This is a genomic window from Roseiarcus fermentans (assembly GCF_003315135.1).
Classification (GTDB): Bacteria; Pseudomonadota; Alphaproteobacteria; order Rhizobiales; family Beijerinckiaceae; genus Roseiarcus; species Roseiarcus fermentans.
In genome coordinates, this window is the sequence record NZ_QNRK01000038.1 from 38,457 (window position 1) to 60,202 (window position 21,746).

The following is a 21,746-nucleotide window of genomic DNA, read 5'->3' on the forward strand; positions in this document are numbered from 1 at the left end:
CAAGCGTTTTTGCGAAAATCTGTCCCGGTTCAACCGGCCGCGGCCGGCGGCCGGCTCAGCGCCTCGTCGTCGCCCGCGAGCACCGCAATCGAGATCGCCCGCTCGCGCGAGACCACGAGGCTCACGAACTCGCCCGCGCCGCCGCGCATCGCCCCGAACGCCGAATAGCCGCGCTCGAGAAAGGCCTGCAACGCGCCGAGGCCCGCGAGTTGCGCCGGCTTGCGCATCATCTTCAGCGTCGCCCCGATGAGATGGATATGGGTCAGGGTGTCGAGCGCTCCGCCCAAAAGCTCGATCAGGTCGATCTGGCGCGCCCGCTCTTCGGCCCGCCCGACGCTGCGATAGGCCGCGCCGTAGGACGCCTCGTCGAGGAAGACGATTCGCGCGCCGAGGATTTCCACCATCGCCCCGTCCAGGCTCTCCGACAGGGCGTTGAGTTCGACCGCGTGAGCGACCGCCGCCAGGCCGGAATCGGGCAGCACCCGCGTCATCAGCGGCACGATCCGGCGCACGTCCTCGACGTGGCGGCTGATGTCGGTCGGCCCGTAGAGATCGGTCAGGAAGAATTTCGCCGCCGCCGCGAAGCGGGGGCTCTCGAGGAGGTCTCGATGGGTGCGCCCGAGTCGCCCGGCCTGCCAGTCGCGCAGCAGGCTACGGCGTCGGGCGAACGCCTCGTCCTCTTGCGCGCGCGCGCGCAGCGCCTGCGAGCGATCGAGCTCGGTGATGAGGAGGTCGCGGTAGGTGTCCTTGGTCATCGCGGCGCCTTCTATACCGGATCGTGTTAGGCGATTCGCCCTAAGTCCCGCCATGGCGCTTTTTGCGCCGCCGCAAAGGCGCTACAACAGCGGCGAAACGGGAGGACAGGGATGAGCCACAGGGAGCGCATGTCGCCGGTCGACACGACCTGGCTGCGCATGGACCGGCCGAACAACCTGATGATGATCATCGGGGTGTGGATGCTGGAAGGGCCGGTCGCGCTGGACGAGGTCGAGGCGCAGATCGCCGACGGGCTCCTCGGCTACCGCCGCTACCGGCAGTTGGTCGAGCGCACCGCCTCGGGCGTGTTCTGGCGCGACGACCCGAACTTCGACCTCGGGCGACACATCCATCGCATCCGCCTGCCCGGACGCGGCGGCAAGCACGCGCTCGAGCGGCTGGTCGGCGAACTCGCCTCCGAGCCGCTCGATCCCAACCATCCGCTGTGGACCGTGCACGTCGTGGAAAAATACGAAGGCGGCGCCGCCGTGATCTTCCGCATGCACCACGCCATCGCCGACGGCATGGCGCTGATGGACGTCACGATGAAGCTCGTCGACGGGCCGCAGCATCGCGCGGCGAGCCCCGGCGGCGATCACGAGGAGGAAGGCTTTCTGCAGGGCCTGATGGCGCCCGTCGTCGCCGCGATCAACTCGGGCGCCGAGGTGTCGGGCTCGGCGGTGAAGACGGCGCTGGGCCTCGTCCGCGATCCGCTGCGCGCCGCCGGTCTGCTGCGCGACGGCGCCGGAGTCGCCGCCGAGCTCGGCTACCTCCTGATCATGGCCAAGGACAGCGCGACGCGGTTCAAAGGCAAGCCCGGCGGCACGAAGCGCGTCGCCTGGAGCGAGCCGTTGCACCTGCCCGAGGTCAAGGCGGTCAGCCGGGCGCTCGGATGCTCGATCAACGACATTCTCCTGTCCAGCGTCGCCGGCGCGATGCGGCGTTACCTCAGCGATTGCGGCGACAGGACCGCGGGGGTCGAATGCCGGGCGCTGGTGCCGATCAACCTGCGGGCGCCCGGCGACGTCGAACTCGGCAACCGCTTCGGCATCATCGGCGTCGAATTGCCGGTCGGCATCGAGGACCCGCTCGAGCGGCTGGCGACCGTCCGTCGCCGCATGCTGGCGCTCAAGACCTCCTACGAACCGCAGACGACGCTCGGCCTGTTCGCGGCCCTCGGCGTGCTGCCCAAGATCGTCCAGGACAAGCTGTTCGACCTGATCGTCAGCCGCGCGACCGCGGTGATGACCAACGTCCCGGGCCCCGCCGAACCGCTGACCGTCGCCGGCAGCCTCTTGAAACAGTCGCTGTTCTGGGTGCCGCAGACGGGAGACACCGGCATGGGCGTGTCGATCCTGTCCTATGCCGGAAAGGTCCAGTTCGGCCTGATTACCGACGTGGCGCTGACGCCGGTCCCCGAGGCGGTGGTGCGCCATTTCCACGAGGAGTTCGAGAAATACCTGTATTTCGTGCTGCTCGATGCGGCGGGGGAGGACGAGGCGGAAGCGGCGCAGTAGGGGAGGTCGCAGAGCGTGGGCGCGGGTCGTGGGCCGGTTCCAAAGATCCCGGGCGTGTTTCTCATGAATTCAAGACCTTCCGCCGGATTTTCCGGGCGGCTGTAACTCCCAAGCCGGCAGCGAATAGCGCCGTCATCGCGAGCGAAGCGAAGCGATCCAGGGCCGCTGGGCCGCTGTCGCGCCCTCTGGTCGTCCCGCCGCCCTTCCTTGCGAGCAATTTCTTCCGCAGGAGGCAAGCGGCGGCATGGATTGCTTCGTCGCTTCGCTCCTCGCAATGACGGGGTTGGGAGTTACGGGCGGCCGCCGCTGCCGGGCCGCGTCTCCCCTCTCCCCTTCTGGGAGAGGGACAGCCGGGCGGAGCCCGGCAGGGTGAGGGTCCGGAACACCGACGGTCGGCGTTGCGAACCCTCACCTGGCCGCTTTGCGGCCTGTCCTCTCCCACAAGGGGAGAGGGGAATCAGCGACTCCAGGCGAAGTGGAGATCCGCGCGGCCGCGGATTGGCAGACTCGGGCGGCCGGAACGCCCGGGGAAGCGCTGAGCCGATGCCGTCGTCGCGAGGCGCGCCCTCCTGCGGAGGCGGCGGCGGGCGGGCCGGCGTCAAAAATCCCGGGCGCGTTTCTCATGAATTCAAGACCTTCCGCCGGATTTTCCGGGCGGCTGTAACTCCCAAGCCGGCAGCGAATAGCGCCGTCATCGCGAGCGAAGCGAAGCGATCCAGGGCCGCTGGGCCGCTGTCGCGCCCTCTGGTCGTCCCGCCGCCCTTCCTTGCGAGCAATTTCTTCCGCAGGAAGCAAGCGGCGGCATGGATTGCTTCGTCGCTTTGCTCCTCGCAATGACGGGGTTGCGAGTGACGGGCGGCCGCCGCCCCCGGCGGGAGGCACAGCCCTCGCCCCGGGCTTGCCAAAAAAACCACACAAGAGACCGCGCCATGTCCAACTGCGGTTCTGCGAAACTCTTTTCGCGTCGCAGGCGACCCGTTGCGCGGCACGGTTTGGGCATGCGGCATTCCGCTTTCTGGGATGTCAAACAGCGGGGCGTCGTCGCGGGAGGCGGATGCTCGCCCGATCGAAACACCATAGCAGGAATTTCCGAATTATCAACTCCTGGCTTGCGAAATATATAGAGGGCGACGCCGCTCTATCCAACCGGAAGGGCGGGCGGACGGCGGCTTCCGAGGGTATCGGTCTCCTTCATTGAGCTCCACCATCGAGACAAGACCGCGAGGGTCAGTGCGTATTCCGGTCTGAACGGTCAGCGGTCAGCGGGTAACGGTTCGATATGGCTTCTCAGCCGAGGGGTCTGCGTTGGCCGGATCGGAATCCGCCGTCTCCCGGACCCTCACCCGATCGTCATCAAACTCGCGTTCCCGCCCGCCGCCGCTGTGTTGGTGGTCAGCGCGCGCTCCTCGACCAGCAGTGACAGATCGTAGTCCTCGCCGGCCGCGACCCGCTCGGGGCTCAGCGCCTGGACCCGAACGATCGGGCCCGGCCGGGCGGCGACTTGGGCAAGCGCGGCCGAGACCGCTTCGCTTTCGCCCGCGATGAGCGCGCCCGCGAGGCCCGGCGCGTCGAGCGGCGCGGGCGCGGTCTCGATGCGGCGGGCGAATTCCGGCGGCAAGCCTTTCAGCGCCTGCGCGAATCCCGCGCCGACGATCGCGTCGTTGCCGGTGGCGAGAATCGTCCCGATCTGGATCAGCATCGCGCTTTCGCCGTCCGCGATCGCCGCGATGCGGCCGCGCCGGCCGAGCGCATAGAGGTTGCGCTCGCCGACCGGCCCGGGAAGCTCGACGCGCGCCCCGAGCGGCGAGCGCGTCATCAGCCCGACGCAGCGCTCGGCTTCGGCCGGCCGGCCGGAGGCGCGCAGCCAATCGATGAAGCTTTGCAGCGTGCGCATCGCGGCGCGGTCGCCCTCGAGCCCTTCGAGGACGCCGGGCGGCGCCTCCGCCAGCAGGCGCGGCAGGTACAGCGGGCCGCCGGCCTTGGGTCCGGTCCCGGACAGCCGCGAGCCGCCGAACGGCTGGACGCCGACGGTCGCGCCGATGATGTTGCGGTTGACGTAGATGTTGCCGGCCCTGATCCGGTCGGTGACCCGCGCGATGGTCTCGTCGATCCGCGTGTGCAGGCCGAAGGTGAGACCGTAGCCCGCCGTGTTGATCGCGTCGATCAGGGCGTCGAGCCCGTCGCGGCGATAGCGCAGCACGTGGAGCACGGGGCCGAACACTTCCCGGTCGACGTCGGCGACAGACTTCACTTCGATGATCGCCGGCGCGAGGAAGTTTTGGCCTTCCGGCGCCCCGACTTGCGTCACCGCGAACCCGCGCCCGCGCATCTCGTCCACGTAACCCTGGATCGCGTCGCACGCCTCGACAGAAATGATCGGCCCGACGTCGGTCGAAAGACGGCGCGGATCGCCGACCTCGAGTTCCGCCATCGCCCCCTTCAGCATCGCCAGCATCGCGTCGGCGACCTCCTCCTGCAGGCAGAGCAGGCGCAGCGCCGAGCAGCGCTGCCCGGCCGAATCGAAGGCGGAGGCGATGACGTCGGCCGCCACCTGCTCGGACAGGGCGGACGAATCGACCACCATGGCGTTGATCCCGCCGGTCTCGGCGATCAGCGGCAGCGGCGCGCCGCGCCCGGTCAGCCGTCCGGCGACCTGGGCTTCGAGGATTTTCGCCACCGCCGTCGATCCGGTGAACACGACGCCCTGGACGCGCGGGTCCGCGACGATCGCCGCGCCGACCTCGCCCGCGCCGGGAAGCAGCGCCAGCGCGTCGGCGGGAACGCCGGCGCCGTGCAGGATCCGCACCGCCTCGGCGGCGATCAGCGGCGTCTCCTCGGCCGGCTTGGCGATCACCGCGTTCCCTGCCGCCAGCGCCGCCGCGACCTGGCCGGTGAAGATCGCGAGCGGAAAGTTCCACGGACTGATGCAGGCGACGATCCCGAGCGGGGCGGCGCCGGGGCCGAGCAGGCGGACCGCTTCGGCGGCGTCGTAGCGCAGAAAATCGACCGCCTCGCGCACCTCGCCGACCGCGTTGGCGTAGGTCTTGCCCGCCTCGCGCACCACGAGCCCGACGAGGTCGTCCAGCGCCGCCTCGAGCGCGTCGGCGGCGCGGCGCAGGATCGCCGCGCGCTCACCGGGCGAGGTTGCGCCCCATGCGGGGGCCGCACGCGCCGCCGCCTCGATCGCGGCGGCGACCTCCTCCGGCCGCGCCGGGCGCCAATGGCCGACAACGTCGGCGGGGTCGGCCGGATTGAGCGCCGGATCGCCCGGCTCGTCCGCCGCCGCGCCCGGCGCGAAGGCGCGGCGGGCGACGTGCGCGCTCGCCTCCAGCCGATCGGCCAGCGCTGCGAGCCGGCGCTCGTCGCAGAGGTCGAGCCCGCGGGAATTGAGCCGCTCCGCGCCATAGAGGTCGCGGGGAGCGCGGATCTTGTCGTGCGGCGCGCCGACCGGCTGGATCGCGCTCGCGAGGGCGACAGGATCGGCGACCAGGTCGTCGATCGCGACGCCGGCATCGGCGACGCGGTTGACGAACGAGGTGTTGGCGCCGTTCTCGAGCAGCCGGCGCACCAGATAGGCCAGCAGCGTCTCGTGCGACCCGACCGGCGCGTAAACGCGGCACGGGCGGTCGAGCTTGTCGCGGCCGACCACGGCCTCGTACAGCGGCTCGCCCATGCCGTGCAGGCACTGGAATTCGTACTGGCCGCGATAGAAATTCGGCCCGGCCAGGGTGAGGACGGAGGCCAGCGTCTGGGCGTTGTGGGTGGCGAATTGCGGGTAGACCGCGTCCGGCGCCGCGAGCAGTTTTCGCGCCGCCGCGAGGTAGCAGACGTCGGTGTGGACCTTTCGCGTGAACACGGGAAACCCGTCCTGGCCGTCGACCTGGGCGCGCTTGATCTCCGCGTCCCAGTAGGCGCCCTTGACCAGCCGGACCATCAGCCGCCGTTTCGCGCGCCGGGCGAGGTCGACCAGCCAGTCGACGACGAGGACGCAGCGCTTGCCGTAGGCCTGGACGACAAAGCCGAGCCCGTTCCAGGCCGAAAGGTCCGGGTCGAGGCTCAGCGCCTCGAGAAGGTCGAGCGACAGGTCGAGGCGGTCGGCTTCCTCCGCGTCGATGTTGAGGCCGATGTCGTAGGATTTCGCCAGCGCCGCGAGCCGTTTTATCCGTGGCAGAAGCTCGCTCATCACGCGCGCGCGCTTCATCCGCTGGTAGCGCGGATGCAGCGCCGACAACTTGATCGACACGCCCGGGCCCTCGTAGATGCCGCGCCCGCGCGCAGCCTTGCCGATGGCGTGCACGGCGCGCTCGTATTCGCCCAGATAGCGCCGCGCGTCCTCGGCCGTGGTCGCGGCCTCGCCCAGCATGTCGTAGGAGAAGGTGAAGCCGCGCGCCTCGCGCTCGCGGCTGGCGGCGATCGCCTCCTCGATGGTGCGCCCGGTGACGAACTGCTCGCCCATCAGCCGCATCGCGACGTCGACGCCGGCGCGGATGATCGGCTCGCCGCCGCGCCCGATCAGCCGCGTCAGCGCCGCGCCGAGCGTTTGCTCGCTGCTGGTGCCGACGAGCTTGCCGGTCAGCACGAGGCCCCAGGTGGCCGCGTTGACGAACAGCGACGGGCTCGCGCCGACGTGGGCGCGCCAGTCGCCCGGCGCGAGCTTGTCGCGGATGAGGGCGTCGCGGGTCGCCGCGTCCGGAATGCGCAGCAGCGCCTCGGCGAGGCACATCAGCGCCACGCCCTCCTGGCTCGACAGCGAATATTCGTGGATGAGCCCTTCGACCCCGCCCGAACGCGTCTTCTCGCGCAGCCGCATGACGAGGCGGCGCGCGAGCCGCTCGACCCGCTCCGCCTCGTCCGGGGTCAGCGCAGCGAGCGCGAGGAGCGGCGGGACGCACTCCGGCTCGGGGCGACGGGCGGCCGCGGTGATCGCGGCGCGCAGCGGCGTCTCGGCGACGATCTCGGAGCGGAAGACTGCGAACGGACTCTTGGACATGGGCGTTGGAAACCGGCGCTGGCGGGACGAAGCGTCGGCGATCGTACGCCGTCTCGGCGTCCCCGCTCAATGTGAAAAGGACGTGGGCGCAGGGCGGGAGACGCCGCGCTGTTCGGCCTGCCTCTCGGGCCGGACGCCCGCGCGAGGCGGGAGGCCCGGCTCGCCTGGGCGCTTGCGGAAGGCTCTCGCGGAGCCGGAGGCGAAAGACCCCCGGGCGTCCTGGGCCGGGGAGCTCATTTCGAATGGGTTGCCGGGCCGCGCCCCTCGACCTATCGTTCCGCGCCGCGGCCTGGCGCTGGCGTCGACCTGGTCGAGTGGGTGCGGGCAATTTTTACCCGGGTATAATTGACGGCATTCTTGCAACCGGGTAGGGATCGCGCCCATCCGTTTTGGCGAGCGCGACATGGTCGACCCCCCGAGCAAAGCCTGCACGGCGTTCCTGGGCCATGGATTGCTGCTTTCGGGACCGCTCGCCGATGTGGCCATGGCCGTCAGGCGCTCGGCCGGGACGACTGCGGCGCTGCTCGTCTTCGACGATGCGACGGGCCGCGTCATCGACCTCGATCTCCGCGGCGGCGATGCCGAGCGTCTGGCGCGGCCGGCGCGGGCGCCGACCGTCGTCGGCCGCCATCGCTCCGAGGCCGGTGAGACGGCGGGCGCGGTCCCGGAAGACGGTCAGGACCAGAGGAGCCGCGGGCGGCCGAAGCTCGGGGTGGTCGCGCGCGAGGTGACCTTGCTGCCGCGACATTGGGAATGGCTGGCGGACCAGCCGGGGGGCGCGTCCGCGACGCTCAGGCGGCTCGTGGACGACGCTCGCAAGGCGGTTGACCCTCGGAGCCGAAGGCGGGCGGCGCACGAGGCGGCCTATCGGTTCATGCACGCGATCGGAGGCGATCTGCCCGGATACGAGGAGGCGACGCGCGCCCTGTTCGCCGACGACCGGCCGGCGCTGGAGGAACGGATCGCCGCCTGGCCCGAGGACATCCGGGCCTATGCCCTGCGCCTCGCCTTCGGCGCGGCCGACCCCCCGAATTCGTGACGACGCCCGAACGGAACCGACATGACCCGCCCCGAACCTCTCTCCCCAATCGACTTCCTTTCCCTCGCCAGCCGCAAGCCGCGGCTCCCCGGCCTCGCCCGTCGCACGGCGGACGTCGAGGATTCCCGTATTGTTCCGTGGGCGGGCATGCGACTTCGCCCGGGTTCGGGACAAGCCCGGTGGTGACGGTAACAAGGGTCAATCGCATCGAAGTCGCGTGGGAGAGTTTCGGCGACGCCTCCGATGAGGCGATCCTGCTGATTTCCGGGCTCGGGACCCAGATGATCCGGTGGACCACGCCGTTTTGCGAATTACTCGCTGCGAGGGGCTATCGCGTCGTCCGCTTCGACAACCGGGATACCGGCGGCTCCACACATTTCAGCGCTTCCCCCGCACCGGATTTCGCCGCGCTCACGGCGGCGCTGACGGCGGGGCGTCGACCGGAGACGCCCTACACGCTCGGCGATATGGCGGCCGACGCGATCGGACTCCTCGATGCGCTCGGCATCGCGCAGGCTCACGTCGCCGGGCGATCGATGGGCGGCATGATTGCCCAGGTCCTGGCGTATGACCATCGCGATCGGGTCCTCTCCCTGACCTCGATCATGTCGAGCGCCGGGAATCCAGGTTCGCCGCAGGCGTCGCCCGACGTCATGGCGTTGATGACGCGTCCGGCGCCCGATCCCGCCGTCGACCCGGAGGGATTTCTGGCGGCGCGTCTTGCTTTCGCGCGCCGGATCGCCGGGACGGGCTACCGGTTCGACGAGGGCGCCCACCGCGCCCTTCTGCGGGAAGAAGCGCGGCGCGGACATGATCCGGGCGGCGCGGCGCGCCAGCTCGCGGCGATGGCGGCGGCGGGCGACCGGCGCGGCCGTCTGGCGACCATCACCGCGCCGACGCTCGTCATCCATGGGCGCTGCGATCCGCTGATCCCGTTCGCCTGCGGCCAGGACACGGCGGCCGCGGTCCCCGGCGCAACCTTCATGCCGATCGAGGGCATGGGGCACGATCTGCCGGCCGAACTCGAGGAGACGGTGGCCGAGGCCATCTGCGGCGTGGCGAGATCGGGACGACCGCCTGTCGCGGGCAAGCCCCGCTGAAACAACCCGCCGGCCGCCCGCGGCTGCGAGACATAGTCCGGCGCTTCAGCGGCTGACCAGGCTGTCATCGCGCGCCCGCGCCGAGCGCCGCCCGGCGTGCAATGGCGCGCCTTTTCGGCGGAGGTCCGCGGACGGTGGGGCGGCCCTGGTTCTTCAGGGCGGACGCGGCGAGCGGTTCGACGGCGAGCGCCACGATAAGCACGGACGACTCGTCGTGCGGTATTCACACGCCGCGGCCCGTGGACGTCACAGGATCGGCTCGAAATCGGCGCGGCGCGCTCGAACTGCTCCGAATGAGCTGGTTTTTTGGCGATTTCCTATTATCCCTCCGGCCGGCAGGGATCGGCGTTCGCCTCGTGTGGCGTCGCCTATTCGTCGGCGCCTGGTTTTCCTTGCGGGCGCGCTTCATTCGCCAGCCGTCCGCAACGGCGTCGGTTTCAGCCGTTCCGGGCTGAGATGCTCCCCAAGGCCGGGCGGCATGACGGCCCCGGCCGTGCGCGCCGGTCGGAACGCCGCCGATCGCCGCGGACTGAATTTGGCGGCCTCGTCCGCTCCTGCGACACTCGGCGCACACAGTCCCAGACGGGGATAAAGAAGGTAGCCCGGCTCGGACGACCGGGGCAGGAGCGGGGCGAGCCCGCCCATCGCCGCCATGGCGAGCGGGGCGCCCGCCGCGAGCGAGGCAATCGCGACGAGGCGGATACTCCATCGGCGGGTCATCGCCGGCGACTTAGTTATGGCCGAGAATACGCACGCGGATTCGCGCCATCATACCCCCGTCCTCGTGTTCCAGGATGTGGCAGTGAAAGACATAATCCCCGGCGACAAAGAACGGGATTCTCACGACTGTCGGCGCGGACGGGCAGGCGCCGCTCCTCCACGCGTCAACGCTCGAGCAACCGCCCGGCGTGTTCGGATTGAAGTTTGGCGAATTCGGATCCACCGCGCCATTGGCGTGAAGAACAGGCACGTTATCCACGTAGGCGAACGTTCCCTCGGACGGAGCCCTGGTTCCCGATACCGGAGGCGACGAAACCACCTGGAACTTGGTCTGGTGGATATGAAAGTTATGTGTCTCGCCGGAAAGGTTGACCAGTTCCCAGGTCTCCGGCACGGGCCGGTTGTCAGGACCAAGCGTCAGGCAGACGGTCGGCATGGCGCCATTGAATTCGGTGACAGGCCTGTAGGTGTTGGGAACGGCCGGGTAGATACCGAATCGATTTGGAGGTTGGTTGGCGTCCACCTCCTCATAACCGAGCCCAAACAGATCCGGGTAATCGGCGCCGACATTGAAGAAGATGCGCCGGCGATGCCCAGCGGCGAGCGGGACGCAGTTGGCCGCCATCACCCCTTGGTCAGGCGAGGTGGCGGCCGTCGTCTGGTCCTGGTCGACGTCCTGGGTGAAGCGGAGCGGATCGGAGATCGTCAGGGGGGTTCCGCTCGTTGTCAGAAAAAGCGGCGAACGGGTTGTGCCGGCGGGAGTGAAGTTGACCTGGGCCAGGTTGACCGCTGGCCAAGTATCGCCTGCCGGGCCGGTATTGTAGCCGCTGTCGAGCAGGATCGCGCCTGACCCGGCGGGAGGCGAGGTCAAGTTTCCGGCGCCGTCTCGATAGGCGAACCAGATTTCGACCCGCGAACTCGGCATCATCAAGATCTGGTCGGCGCATAAAGGATATTGGCCGACTGGCGACCAGGCGGGGAGCCCTGGGCAGGACACCACGTGAAATCGTCTCGCGTTGTCGCCAGCGACATTGGGAGGCAATGTGACCCCGTCGACCGACAGGACCTGGAAAATCATATTTTGTCGCGTGACCGGGTCATAGAGGGACAGATTGTGGGTCGCGCTGCCGGACTCGTTAGCCAAGCGCCAGATTTCGCCGCCTGGCGAGGTGATCGGCACGGTCGGAAATTGCTGCCCGTTGATCGTCACAAACCATTTCGCCCCAGTATAGTTCGGGCCGCCTGCCCCGGAAAAGTTCTGCCCGGCGCAATAGCCGTTCAGCGGCGGCAACACCAGACCGCCGGTGCTGGGCGACAGGCACATCATCGAGTCCTGTTCGTCCATCCGCGCGCCGTTCGCCAGCACCTGCAAATCCTTGATCACCAGATGCCGGATCGGCAGCTTCGCCAGGAAACTCGAGCAGGGATCGTTGTTGCAGACGTAGTCGCCGACGGCGCCGACGGAGATCGTCCCCGAAAGACCCGACGAGATCTGGTTGAGCGAAATGCCGTGGATATGGGAGTGTATCCAGAACAAACCCGACGGATGATTCGGCGGGATCGTGATCGAATAATCGGTTGAGTGTATCCGAACATCGGCATGCGCAGCGGCAAGCGCTGGCGGAGTTCCGTTTTTGGGATTGAACGTATAAACATAGATGTTATCGCCATAAGTGGGAACGGCGGCGGTCGGATAGTGGGCCGAAACCATCATCCCATGGAAGTGGATGTTGGTCGGGTCCATCGACAGAAAGGCCTCCGTCGGCTCCTCGGGGTTCGACGCATGAAACGAGTCCGTCAGAGGCGGCAGATTGTTGACCAGGTGGACGTTTACGACATCGCCCTGTTGCAGTTTCAGCAAGGGGCCGGCGTAAGGAATGATGTTCGCGGGTGGCGGCGGACACGTCTCAGATCCGTTCGAAGGTCGAATGCAGACGCTGTAAACCAAGCCCTTTGGATTGAGTGGGGACAGAGTTGGAACGGTCTGCTCTTCCGCGACCATCAACAAGTTCAGCACGCCTTTCGACGAAGACAGCGTATAAGGCTCCTGGATCGTGGCGGCTTGGGCCACGCCGGCGAGCATCATGCAAGCGGCGCCCAGGGCGCGAATGGAAAAGGAGCCAATACTGGAAATTCTTGCGGACATATCCTCTCCCCCAAAAGGAAACCTTAGCTAGCGAATCGTCGCTTCGCGGCAGTCGCGTAGTATGAAAATAGTTTTAGTTAACCCTGGTCACTATATTCCGGTTTGCGGGCTGTGCGCCGCGTCTCTATCGTCTTTCTTGCCGGAATCGCCGCAATTGTAAATAGAATAGATCTGAAGACGACGAGCCAATATGCTGAAACGGAAAAAGCGGTAATCGGCGGAGCCGATCGTCGATATCGGCGCCCGCATCCGAGGCCAGTTTTGGCCCTTTCGTCAGACAATCGTCCGCGAGACGCCGCTTCGCGCCAGCGGTGGCGGTGGCGCCAAACGTGTCCCGGAGCGGCGAGGGATCGAGGCGAATCGCGTCTCCGGACGCTGCCGATCCCCATGAGCGCGACGCCAAGGTTCGATCCTGACGCCGGAAATCGTGCGGCCAATGCAGCGGAAAAGGGAAAGCCGCCTCTTGGCGGCTTTCCCCCGTCCCGTCGATCAGGCGATCGAGATCCTCGCGCGGGACTTGCGATAGCCCGCGACGCCGAAGCCTGCAAAGCCAAGCAAGATCATTGCCCAGGTCGAGGGTTCGGGTACGGACGCGGCGACAAAGTCAAAGTCGCCTGGCCCTTGCGTGTTGGCCGCCAATAGCTTGCCAGTGATCGCATTGGCGCCAGGAGAGAGATAGAACGTCCCGGAGCTAAAGGACTTGTTTCCCAGAGCGGCATTGATGTCGGCCCCTACGTAAGCGCCGACGGTCGAAGCCGAGGTGAAGCCCCCGGCTTGTCCGCTCTGTCCCGGATTCTGACCCGGGCCGGTGAAGGGACTTGCCGCCGGGGTCATCGCGACGCCGTTGTCGAACAGCTCGAATTGGTCGCCTGATGCTTGGACGTCGGTGACCGTAAGCGTCCCCGGGTGCGTCAACGAGATGACCCAGGGCGACGCCGGCGCGGCGACCGCATTCGCGAAGCCGGTCGGAAATGTCGGTCCGTCGGTCCCCAGGCTGGTATAGACGCCGCCCGTCAGTGGCCCCGGACTGGAGAACTGGCCGCCATACCACTGATTGAGAACAAGATTGTCCGCAAAGGCGGCGCTCGGCGCCACGACAGAGACGATCGCCCCCGCCACGATCGCTGCTGTCACAACATGTGAGGTCGTCATGAAGGCATACTCCTTCCAGAGTGACGTCTTTTATCGAAATATACCTATCGATGCTCACTTCGTGGTGAAGGAGAACATATCCATAAGGTCGCCGATCGCCGGCGAGTTGCCGGGAACGTAAGGGGTAGGCCCCACGGTCGGGTTGGGCAAAGCATCGCGGCCGGTAGGGGTAATCGGAGGAAGTCCCCAATTGGCTTCGATGAACTTCGTAACCGAGACGTGGTCGGTATAGGTGTGCGAAATGTGCCCGCCGACGCTGTATGACGACACAACGATCATTGGGATGCGGGTGCCGTCGCCGAAGAAGTCGAGCGGTTGTACATAGCCCGTGTCCCAGTAGCCGCCGCCTTCGTCCATGGTTATCATGATTGCCGTGTCAGACCACAGACTCGGATTGGCCTTCACGGCGTCGACGATTTTCTTGACGAAGCCCTCGAACAAAATGAGCTTGGAAGACGCTGGGTGGCCGTCCACAAACCCGCTCGGCTTGACAAAGGACACCGCCGGTAATGTGTTGTTCGCGATCGCCGCGTAGAGGTCCGTCGTGTCCTTGAGGTGCGCGGTACGGACCGCGGCATTGGTCATGATCTGCGTGGAATACTGTGCCCAATTGCAGATATTGCAATATTGATTGATTGGGCTGAGGTCGTACGGATCGGCGAGGTAACGATCGAACTGGTCGCCGTAATAGGCCCAAGTGATTTTATTGTTCGTCAGATCTTCGTCGATATTTGGGACGTTGGACGGAGGGATGGTGAATACATAGTTGTTTGGGTTTTTATCGGTAAACGCGTTGCGGCCATCGCCAAAATATCCTGGGTTATAATTGTTGACGAGATAATATTGCCCGGCTTTGCATTTTGGATCAATCTTGGTCGCGAGCGCGTTCAGATAGTTCCGGACGGCCTGTACTCCCGGCTGGTTGGTATTATCGCAGTCGACGTACGATCCGCCGCCATAGTTCGCCTTGGGCGGGAGCGCGGCAGGCGACCCGGACCCGCCGCCGTACCCATCCTGCGTATACCAGTTGTTTGTGCCCGGTTGCGGATCGGGGTTTTCGATTTGGCTCAAGGCGTTGGTCGCGCCAGCGGGCGGCGTTCCCGGCATCGCCGGGTCGACCCGAACGTGCGGCGGCGTTTCCGGAGTTCCCGCCCCATTCGAGTACCAAATCCCGAAGCCGTAGCCGAGCATGATGTGATTGGCGCCCGTGCCGCCCATCACGCCCTGATGGTAATTGTCGCTCATCGAATACGTGTCGGCGAGGGACTTCAGATACGACGCGTCGCCGCTCTGAACATTGTAGAATCCCATGGCGGTCGCGCCTTCGCCGGTCGATTCAGGGGTGAACGGCGCCGGCGGCGCCGCCCCGTTGGAGCCGGCGCCGACCGAAACCTCGACCCAAGGGAAGAGATCGGCCAGACAGCCTGACGGGTTGTCCGTCGTCGCCGACGCGGCGCCACAATCGAGCTGCTGGCGCATTTGGAAGAAACGATGCACCGGGCTCGCGTCATAGGCGTCGTAAGGGTGCTTTGGCCCCGTGATCTGGAACGGACCCGGCGGAAGCGTCGTGGGGCCCTGTCCATCATACTCGATCCGCTGGTCCGGTGTCCTTGCGGTCTGACCCGTACCCCCGGTCAACAGATATTGGACATAGGTGGGGGCCAGCCCGTTCTCGATGGCTCGCGCCTGAGCCAGGTTCGCTGGGGTAGCCGGGCAGGACGTGCCCGTCGTGATCGGCGGTTTCAGGAGCTGGCAAACATAGGGCGTCGACGGTCCCCCGACCAATGCGGGCGGCAAGACGGCATACGGCGTCTTCGGCGGCGTCAACTGATAGATCTTGCTATCGTCACCTTGATATTGCCGGGCTTTGGCGTAGTTGGCGCCGGGTGAGCCGTCCGCGTTGACGATGTGTTCCGACAGCAGGTTCCAAACGGTTTCGCCACGGTTGACCGGCCGATAGGTCGCGAAGACATGATCAAACGTTCGATTTTCGCCGATGATGAGGATCACGTGCTTGATTGGCGTCTTGGCGCTCGTCTGCGCCAGGGCGGGCGCTACTGAATTGGCCGCCAATGCCCCGGCTGCGACGCAAGCCAGCAGATTCCGCCGAAATTCCTTTGTCATCAAAGCCACTATCTTCATGGCGCGCCTCCGATTGGTAACGGTTGTCACCATCAATAGGCTTATCCTATTAACTTCTCGCAACAGTGAACAATAAGTGATTATTATGTGACAGTGGGAAATCTCTGTATACTATAAGAAAGACAAGGCGTTGCTCAAAATTGACTGTGTAAGCGGCACTTGACGGTTATCTGTTAGCATGTCGCGAACGAATAGCCCGCGGGGAGTCGCTGCTGATCTAGAATGCCCCGTCGCTGTCGTCGCGCCATGAGAGAACGCGAAACGGCTCGTCGTCGTCCGGCGACACGAGGATCACGACCTCTGCCCGTGCGGTACGACCGTTGTCGAGGCGTATTCGCAGGTCGATGCGGGCGGCCGGATTGGACGCGGCGTTGGCCCACGAGCGGGCGGATCCGAGCAGACCCAACAAAGCCTCGCCGTCCCCGGGGCTTTGCGCGCGGGCCGCGAGCAGCCGTTGCAGCAGATCCGGCGTGACATTCGGCAGAGCGGAAAGAACCTCGGGCGGGGCCGCGCGAATGTCGATTTCCCCATGCCCGTTGTAGATGGTCACGAGCGGCAGAATGCGGTCGACGATATACGGGGGGAGGCCGAGCACCAGCGCCAGTTCGAGAACGTTCTGAAACGGGGCCTGGCGAGGCGCATAGCCGACACCCCCTTGCTTGTAGGCCTCGGCTTCGCTGTTCTGAGCGGGGTTGGACTTGTCACGCCAACCGATCACGCGCTCGGCGAAGCCCGCGGCCTGCGTGGGGGTGGCGCCGACGGCGGCGAAAAGACCCGCCAGAAGTTCTTTGGGCGCGGCATTGAGATCGATACGGGCGGCTTCAGAAACAAACCTGGCGTCAATCGTTGACCGGGCCAATCGAACTGTGAAGGCGCCTTGCGGCGGCCGGTCTTTTTCCGGCGCGGCGAGGAGCTGGTACGCCGTCAGCTCGACTCCGGTCGATATCGCGTTTCGTATCCGTAATCGGTCGTCGTTGACCTGGGCGGCGAACGCGTCGGCGCCGACATAGACCGAGTAACTCGAGGCGAGTGCGGCGAGCGCGGCGAGGACCCAGAGGACCACGACCAGGATGAACCCGCCCTCGCTCTTTGGCCTCGAGGCTTTCGGGTTCGCCACTGCCGACCTCATGGCCCATTTCCAACGCCGGCCGTCGTCTTCGGCGGTTGGGTGGACGTTTGCCCTCGCATTTCCTCCAGGCATTGCCGGACAGACTTTTGAGTGACGCACTCCGCGGGAAGGTCTACGTGCAGCAGGGTCGCGGTCGAGAGCGCGAGGACCTTGTCGGTCGCCGCGTCGCGCACCTCGATGCGCGCGGCGGTCGGCAAAAGGCCGGAATCCGCCCACGAACCCCGCCAAAGCCGGTCGGCTCCGGCGAATGCAAATGAAACCCGAAAGGGCGCCCTTATCAGCACCACGGGGTCGGCGAAATACAGCTGCGCCTCGATCGGCCTGCCGGGATCGAGCGGCTTGAAAGGCGCGCGCGAGCGGACGAGCGCGAAACCGCGCTCGTCCACGGTCTCCGCCAGTCTGATGAATTCGAGGTGTGGGTCCGTTCCCGGCGCGTTGGAAACCCGAACAAACGTCACCGTCTTTTTGTCGCCGAAGAAAATCGGCGCTTTGGCGACGCTATTGGGCGTGACGTATTCGGCCGACTCGAGATCTTCGGCCAGGCGCTGGAGACCGACGTCGAGCGTCTCCAGGCGCTGAACCCGGCCGAAGCCGCGATGCCAGTTGGGCAACCACTGGCCGGCGACGGCCCCGAGCGATAGGACGATGGCGCCCATCAAAGCGACGGACAGGAGCGCCTCAAACATCGTAAAGCCGGCAGTCCAGCGGTCTGCGGGCCTCCTGCTCCGGTCCCTCCCGGTCATTTTGCGCCGGTCTTGACGAGCCGGACCATATCGAAACGCAAGGGAACGCCGCCCGGTCCTTGCACGGTCAGGACGATCGTTTCCGGCGCCCAGCGCGTTGGCGCATGCGGATCGACAAATTCGGCGCTGAACGGCGCGACGTCGAGCCGCCACCGGCGCCCGGCCAGTTCGCCGGTCGCCGCTCCGTTCGCAAGGTCGTTGCGTCCGGGCAGGACGGCCAGGATCTGCTGGACGTTTTCGATATCCGCCAGATGGCCTTCGACATAGCGACCCGCGCGAAGCGACGACGCGCCCAGCCGGCCGATCGCCGACAGGACGATCATCATGACCGTCAGAGCCACCAGCGATTCGACGAGCGTGAACCCGCGCGAACAGCTACTTGGGCGCGGCGACGAGTGAAACAACCTCGGTCCCTCCGGTGAGCCAATTGACGCGAATCTGGTAGCCGGTATTCCCGCGCCGCAACTCGATGGTCCCCCCGCAGGACATGCCGCTGGGAAAAAAGTCGATCGTCGCGCCTGCATGGCGCCCGTTGCAGGTCTGGGCGAGCAACGCGGCAAAAGAAACGTCGCGCGGCAATTGAATCCGTTCGCCGCTGGCGCCCGAGCGTATGGTGCGCTCGGTCGCGTCGAGCGCGGTTGCCACCTCTGTGTGGCGTCGGATCGCGGCGTTGCGGTCCGCCGTCAACAACGCCGCAGTTTCGAGGGCATAGGCTTCGAGACGAGCGCGGGACGTTGCGCGCGGGATGGCAGGCAGAACCAGGCTGGCGAGTAAAGCAATGATCGCGAGCACACATACGACCTCGATCAGCGTAAACCCCGCGCCACGTCTCACGGTTTGGCTACTGGGACGTGCTCTTGATCTCTGCGACGCCGGCGGCTCCTGGCTCGGCGGCGGGGCCGGTCGAAATGACCTCATAGGGCGCATGATCCGCCGGGGACCGATATCGGTAAGGCCGGCCCCAGGGGTCGGCCGGCACCGATGCGGTCTTGAGATAGGGCCCGTTCCATGACAGGGAGCTCGCCGGCCGCTGCACCAGCGCCGAAAGGCCTTCCGAGGACGTCGGATACCGGCCGTTGTCGAGGTAGAACAGGTCGAGCGCCGTCGAGAAGCTCTCGATTTGAATCTTCGCCGTCTTGACCTTCGACTCGCTCAGGTAGTTCAGCACGCGCGGCGCCACCAGCGCCATGATCAGACCAATGATGGTAATGACCACCAGCATTTCGACGAGGGTGAACCCCCCCTCGCCGTCCCTGGGTGAACTCTTTTGAAAAAATCGACGAATGTCGTCCATGTTCGGCCCTCCCGGTGGCTCTATCCGACGACTTGATTGACCGACAGCAGGGCGGTCATGACCGACACGATAAGACCGCCGACCACCATGCTGATGACGATGATCGAGGCCGGACCGACGATGCCGACCAAGCGGTCGAGGCTGCGCTGCAGCTTGGCGTCGTAAAAATCAGCGACGCGGCCAGCCAGCATCGCCAATTGTCCAGCATCCTCCCCGAGGCGCAAGGTGCGCACAGCCATCGGAGGGAGCGCCTGCGTCTGCGCCAGAGCGTCCGACAGCTTTCCGCCCTGTCGCACCTTGTCGACGACCTGGCTCCAAATCGAGCCGTCGTTGGATGACGACATCATCTCGGCGAGAACACGCAGACTGGTCGGCAAGGTCACCCCGCTCCCCAGAAGCAGGCCGAGGTTGCGGCAAAAAAGGGCCGTCCTGCGGTATCCCAGGATCGGGCGGACGAGCGGGAGGCGAGACACCGCGTCGATTGCGCTGGCGCGAACCGCCGGGCGGCGAGCCAGGAGAAACCCAAGGGTCAGCAGGCAGGCGAGCCCCACGAGGATTGCGTCCGTGTCCTTGCGCAGAAAATCGGAAACGCCGAGGAAAGTCACCAGGACGGGATCGAGCTTTGCGTTGAAATCTTTGAAGACGTTTGAGAATTGAGGGAGGACGACAAGCAGGAAAAACAGCAGGACCGCGCACGCGCCCAACAGCAGGAAAGCCGGGTATCGCAAGGTGTCGGACAGACGTCGGCGCAACGTCTCGGCGCGCTGTCGCTCCACGCTGATGGACTCGAGGATCGGCACGAGATTCCCGGACGCCTCGCCCACGCGGGCGAGCGCGACATAAATCGGCGGAAAGACGCTCGGATGGTGTGCGATCGCGTCGGCGAAACTTTCGCCTGCGAGAATAGCCGACGCCATCTTCGTCGCCGTCGACCGCATTCGGCCGATATCCGAATCCGCGGCGAGCAACTCCAGCGCCTCGTTGATCCGGGCGCCGGTGCGCAGCAGCAAGGCGAGATCGCCGGTGAAGATGGTGACGTCTTCTGGGCGCGGCCGCGAAAACGGGACGAAGCCGTCTCCGCCTCTGGTCAGCGGATCCTTGTCCTCGGTCACCGAGTCGATCGGGATCAACCCCAGATACTCGATACGCCGTCCGACCTCAGCCGCTGTTGGCGCTGCGATCGACCCGCTGACGATTTCGCCAACTTGGCTCAGAGCTCGATATCGAAATGTCGGCATCGCCATCACCGGATGGTTGTGACGCGCAAGGCTTCTGCGACCGATGTCGTTCCGCCGCGACACTTGCCGACCGCGTCGTCGATCATGGTGGTCATCCCGGCTTTCATTGCGGCCGCGTCAAGCGCGCCCGACTCCGCGTTCGACCCGATCAGATCGCGGACCTCGCCAGTGACGTCGAGAACCTCGAAAACGCCCACCCGGCCGCGATAGCCGACGCCGGCGCAGCGCTCGCATCCCTTCGGGCTGAAAACCGCCTCGCCCACTTTGAACCCCAGAGCCGTCAGCCGCGGATCGGCGTCGAAATCCCCGTGGGTCAGAGTCCGCTGCGTCTTGCAGCGGTCGCAAAGCACGCGAACCAGCCGCTGGGCGATGACCGCCCGCAGGGTCGATTTCAACAGAAAGGCTTCGACGCCCAAGTCGATGAGCCGGGGAACCGCGGCGGTCGACGTCTCGGTATGCAGCGTTGTCAGAACGAGATGGCCGGTCAGCGCCGCATGGACGGCGATGCTCGCGGTCTCGCCGTCGCGCACTTCGCCCACCATGATGACGTCCGGATCCTGTCGAACGAAAGCGCGCATCGCGGCGGCGAAAGTCAGTCCGATCGCCGGCTTGACCTGCGACTGGTTGATGCCCGGAATTTCGTATTCGACCGGATCCTCGATGGTGAGGATCTTGCGCGACGGGAGATTGAGCGCCGAGAGCATGGTCGCAAGGGTCGTTGTCTTGCCGCTGCCGGTAGGCCCGGTGACTGCAATCATCCCGTGCGGCAGATCGAGCATGCGCCGGAGCTTCTTTTCGTCGTGCGGGGCAAGCCCCAATCTCGGAATGTCGAGCAAACCGCGATCGCGCGGAAGCAATCGGATGACCGCGGCTTCTCCGTGCTGCGTCGGCATGGTGGCGACACGAATGTCGATATCGGCCCGCGCCGCCTGCAGCCGCGCTGCGCCGTCCTGAGGGAGACGCCGTTCCGCGATGTTCAGTCCGGCCAGGATCTTGACACGCGAGACGAGCGCCTGCGGAAGCACGTGCGCCGGCGCTGGGGCGGCCCGCAACAGACCATCCACCCGCATGCGCACGGTGAGCCCGTCGCGAAACGGCTCGATGTGGATATCGCTGGCGCGCAGTTCGACCGCCTTTTCGATGAGGTCGTTGACCGCGCGCACAACGGGCGCGCCGCTCGCCAGGTCGCGCAGATTGTCCACGTTATCGTCGGCGCCGCCGGCGTCGCGGGCGCGACCGCCCTCCCGGGTCGGGTCGGCGACCGCGTCAACCTTGTCGCCCAGGATCGCGGCGATGTCTTCAAACGAGGCGACTACGATTTCAAAAGGCGCTCCAAAAACGATTTCCGCCGCTTGAAGCGTCTGCGCGTCCGCGGGATCGCTCGCAGCCAGCCCAAACGCTCCCTCGTGGGTCTCAAACGGAAAAATCGACGCCTCGCGCAAGAACCGCGGCGCGAAACCTTCGGCCAGAGAACGGCGCTCCAGGAGTTCCGGCAGCGTCAGCTTGCGCAGGCCGAAAAAGGCGGCCACTTCGTTGGCGAACTCGTGAGAGGAAAGATCTGTCGATTTCCACAGTCTTTTCAGTTTATAATTTGGATCGAACGAGTCCGTTGAGATAAATTCTCTGTATCTCACCTGGTCGATCGACTGGCGTTCCAACAAATGGTTGGTGAAATCTTCGGTAAGATCCTCGCTTTGCTTCAATGTGGCGCCAAGTTCACAATGTATGTTCATTGTAACTCCTAATTTATAGGCAAACTCCAAGTTAAATACAGCGGAAA

The 21,746-nt window shown here is 66.0% G+C and carries 15 protein-coding genes; 3 read left to right on the forward strand and 12 right to left on the reverse strand.

The genetic code is table 11. The annotated features are described in order from the left end of the window. Positions 1-29: 29 nt before the first annotated feature. Positions 30-755, reverse strand: coding sequence for a DUF8198 family protein (locus DFR50_RS25370; RefSeq protein WP_113892063.1), 726 nt, complete (start codon positions 753-755; stop codon positions 30-32). Between the two features lie 111 nt (positions 756-866). Here DFR50_RS25370 and DFR50_RS25375 point away from each other — a divergent pair, with 111 nt between their 5' ends. Continuing rightward, entirely contained in the window at positions 867-2,273 is a 1,407-nt protein-coding gene (locus DFR50_RS25375; RefSeq protein ID WP_113892064.1) for a wax ester/triacylglycerol synthase family O-acyltransferase, read from the forward strand. Positions 2,274-3,612: 1,339 nt separating this feature from the next. On the opposite strand, the gene putA is transcribed toward DFR50_RS25375, so the two are convergent. Then, complete coding sequence (gene putA / locus DFR50_RS25380) at positions 3,613-7,305, reverse strand: trifunctional transcriptional regulator/proline dehydrogenase/L-glutamate gamma-semialdehyde dehydrogenase (protein WP_281017437.1); 3,693 nt, start codon at positions 7,303-7,305, stop codon at positions 3,613-3,615. Between the two features lie 361 nt (positions 7,306-7,666). On the opposite strand from putA, the gene DFR50_RS25385 reads away from it, so the two are divergent. Together DFR50_RS25385 and DFR50_RS25390 are read left to right on the forward strand one after the other, a co-directional pair. Beyond that, positions 7,667-8,302, forward strand: coding sequence for a DUF2239 family protein (locus tag DFR50_RS25385; protein WP_113892066.1), 636 nt, complete (start codon positions 7,667-7,669; stop codon positions 8,300-8,302). Positions 8,303-8,484: 182 nt separating this feature from the next. Then, a complete protein-coding gene (locus DFR50_RS25390) occupies positions 8,485-9,402 on the forward strand; it encodes an alpha/beta fold hydrolase (protein WP_113892087.1) in 918 nt (305 codons plus the stop codon). A gap of 730 nt (positions 9,403-10,132) precedes the next feature. On the opposite strand, the gene DFR50_RS25395 is transcribed toward DFR50_RS25390, so the two are convergent. The 10 genes from DFR50_RS25395 to DFR50_RS25440 form a co-directional block, all read right to left on the reverse strand. Further along, positions 10,133-12,268 (reverse strand): multicopper oxidase domain-containing protein, encoded by a 2,136-nt coding sequence (locus DFR50_RS25395; protein WP_113892067.1) that lies wholly within the window; start codon positions 12,266-12,268, stop codon positions 10,133-10,135. Between the two features lie 489 nt (positions 12,269-12,757). Beyond that, entirely contained in the window at positions 12,758-13,420 is a 663-nt protein-coding gene (locus DFR50_RS25400) for a PEP-CTERM sorting domain-containing protein (protein WP_113892068.1), read from the reverse strand. Between the two features lie 54 nt (positions 13,421-13,474). After that, on the reverse strand, positions 13,475-15,562 hold the full coding sequence (locus DFR50_RS25405) for an alkaline phosphatase family protein (protein WP_113892069.1): 2,088 nt from the start codon (positions 15,560-15,562) through the stop codon (positions 13,475-13,477). A gap of 217 nt (positions 15,563-15,779) precedes the next feature. Further along, positions 15,780-16,679, reverse strand: coding sequence for a type II secretion system minor pseudopilin (locus DFR50_RS25410; protein WP_147262919.1), 900 nt, complete (start codon positions 16,677-16,679; stop codon positions 15,780-15,782). 8 nt (positions 16,680-16,687) lie between these two features. Beyond that, on the reverse strand, positions 16,688-17,347 hold the full coding sequence (locus DFR50_RS25415; protein WP_147262920.1) for a general secretion pathway protein GspJ: 660 nt from the start codon (positions 17,345-17,347) through the stop codon (positions 16,688-16,690). A gap of 83 nt (positions 17,348-17,430) precedes the next feature. After that, positions 17,431-17,838 carry a PulJ/GspJ family protein gene (locus DFR50_RS25420; RefSeq protein ID WP_281017425.1) on the reverse strand — a complete coding sequence of 136 codons (408 nt, stop codon included), beginning with the start codon at positions 17,836-17,838 and terminating at the stop codon, positions 17,431-17,433. Then, on the reverse strand, positions 17,810-18,268 hold the full coding sequence (locus tag DFR50_RS25425; RefSeq protein WP_425376093.1) for a GspH/FimT family pseudopilin: 459 nt from the start codon (positions 18,266-18,268) through the stop codon (positions 17,810-17,812). Before DFR50_RS25425 ends, DFR50_RS25420 begins: the two co-directional genes overlap by 29 nt. Before the next feature lie 7 nt (positions 18,269-18,275). After that, complete coding sequence (gene gspG / locus DFR50_RS25430) at positions 18,276-18,728, reverse strand: type II secretion system major pseudopilin GspG (protein ID WP_113892074.1); 453 nt, start codon at positions 18,726-18,728, stop codon at positions 18,276-18,278. 20 nt (positions 18,729-18,748) lie between these two features. Next, the gene (locus tag DFR50_RS25435; protein ID WP_113892088.1) at positions 18,749-19,966 is read right to left on the reverse strand and encodes a type II secretion system F family protein; all 1,218 of its coding nucleotides are present in this window, start codon (positions 19,964-19,966) and stop codon (positions 18,749-18,751) included. Between the two features lie 5 nt (positions 19,967-19,971). Further along, entirely contained in the window at positions 19,972-21,699 is a 1,728-nt protein-coding gene (locus tag DFR50_RS25440; RefSeq protein ID WP_113892075.1) for a GspE/PulE family protein, read from the reverse strand. Positions 21,700-21,746 lie beyond the last annotated feature (47 nt).

Excerpts from the sequence above, each read along its gene's own strand:
- DFR50_RS25385 (WP_113892066.1), top strand. The coding sequence starts at position 7,667 with ATGGTCGACCCCCCGAGCAAAGCCTGCACGGCGTTCCTGGGCCATGGA.
- DFR50_RS25440 (WP_113892075.1), bottom strand. The coding sequence starts at position 21,699 with ATGAACATACATTGTGAACTTGGCGCCACATTGAAGCAAAGCGAGGAT.
- DFR50_RS25370 (WP_113892063.1), bottom strand. The coding sequence starts at position 755 with ATGACCAAGGACACCTACCGCGACCTCCTCATCACCGAGCTCGATCGC.
- DFR50_RS25400 (WP_113892068.1), bottom strand. The coding sequence starts at position 13,420 with ATGACGACCTCACATGTTGTGACAGCAGCGATCGTGGCGGGGGCGATC.
- DFR50_RS25435 (WP_113892088.1), bottom strand. The coding sequence starts at position 19,966 with ATGCCGACATTTCGATATCGAGCTCTGAGCCAAGTTGGCGAAATCGTC.
- gspG (WP_113892074.1), bottom strand. The coding sequence starts at position 18,728 with ATGGACGACATTCGTCGATTTTTTCAAAAGAGTTCACCCAGGGACGGC.
- DFR50_RS25375 (WP_113892064.1), top strand. The coding sequence starts at position 867 with ATGAGCCACAGGGAGCGCATGTCGCCGGTCGACACGACCTGGCTGCGC.
- DFR50_RS25395 (WP_113892067.1), bottom strand. The coding sequence starts at position 12,268 with ATGTCCGCAAGAATTTCCAGTATTGGCTCCTTTTCCATTCGCGCCCTG.
- DFR50_RS25405 (WP_113892069.1), bottom strand. The coding sequence starts at position 15,562 with ATGAAGATAGTGGCTTTGATGACAAAGGAATTTCGGCGGAATCTGCTG.
- DFR50_RS25415 (WP_147262920.1), bottom strand. The coding sequence starts at position 17,347 with ATGGGCGCCATCGTCCTATCGCTCGGGGCCGTCGCCGGCCAGTGGTTG.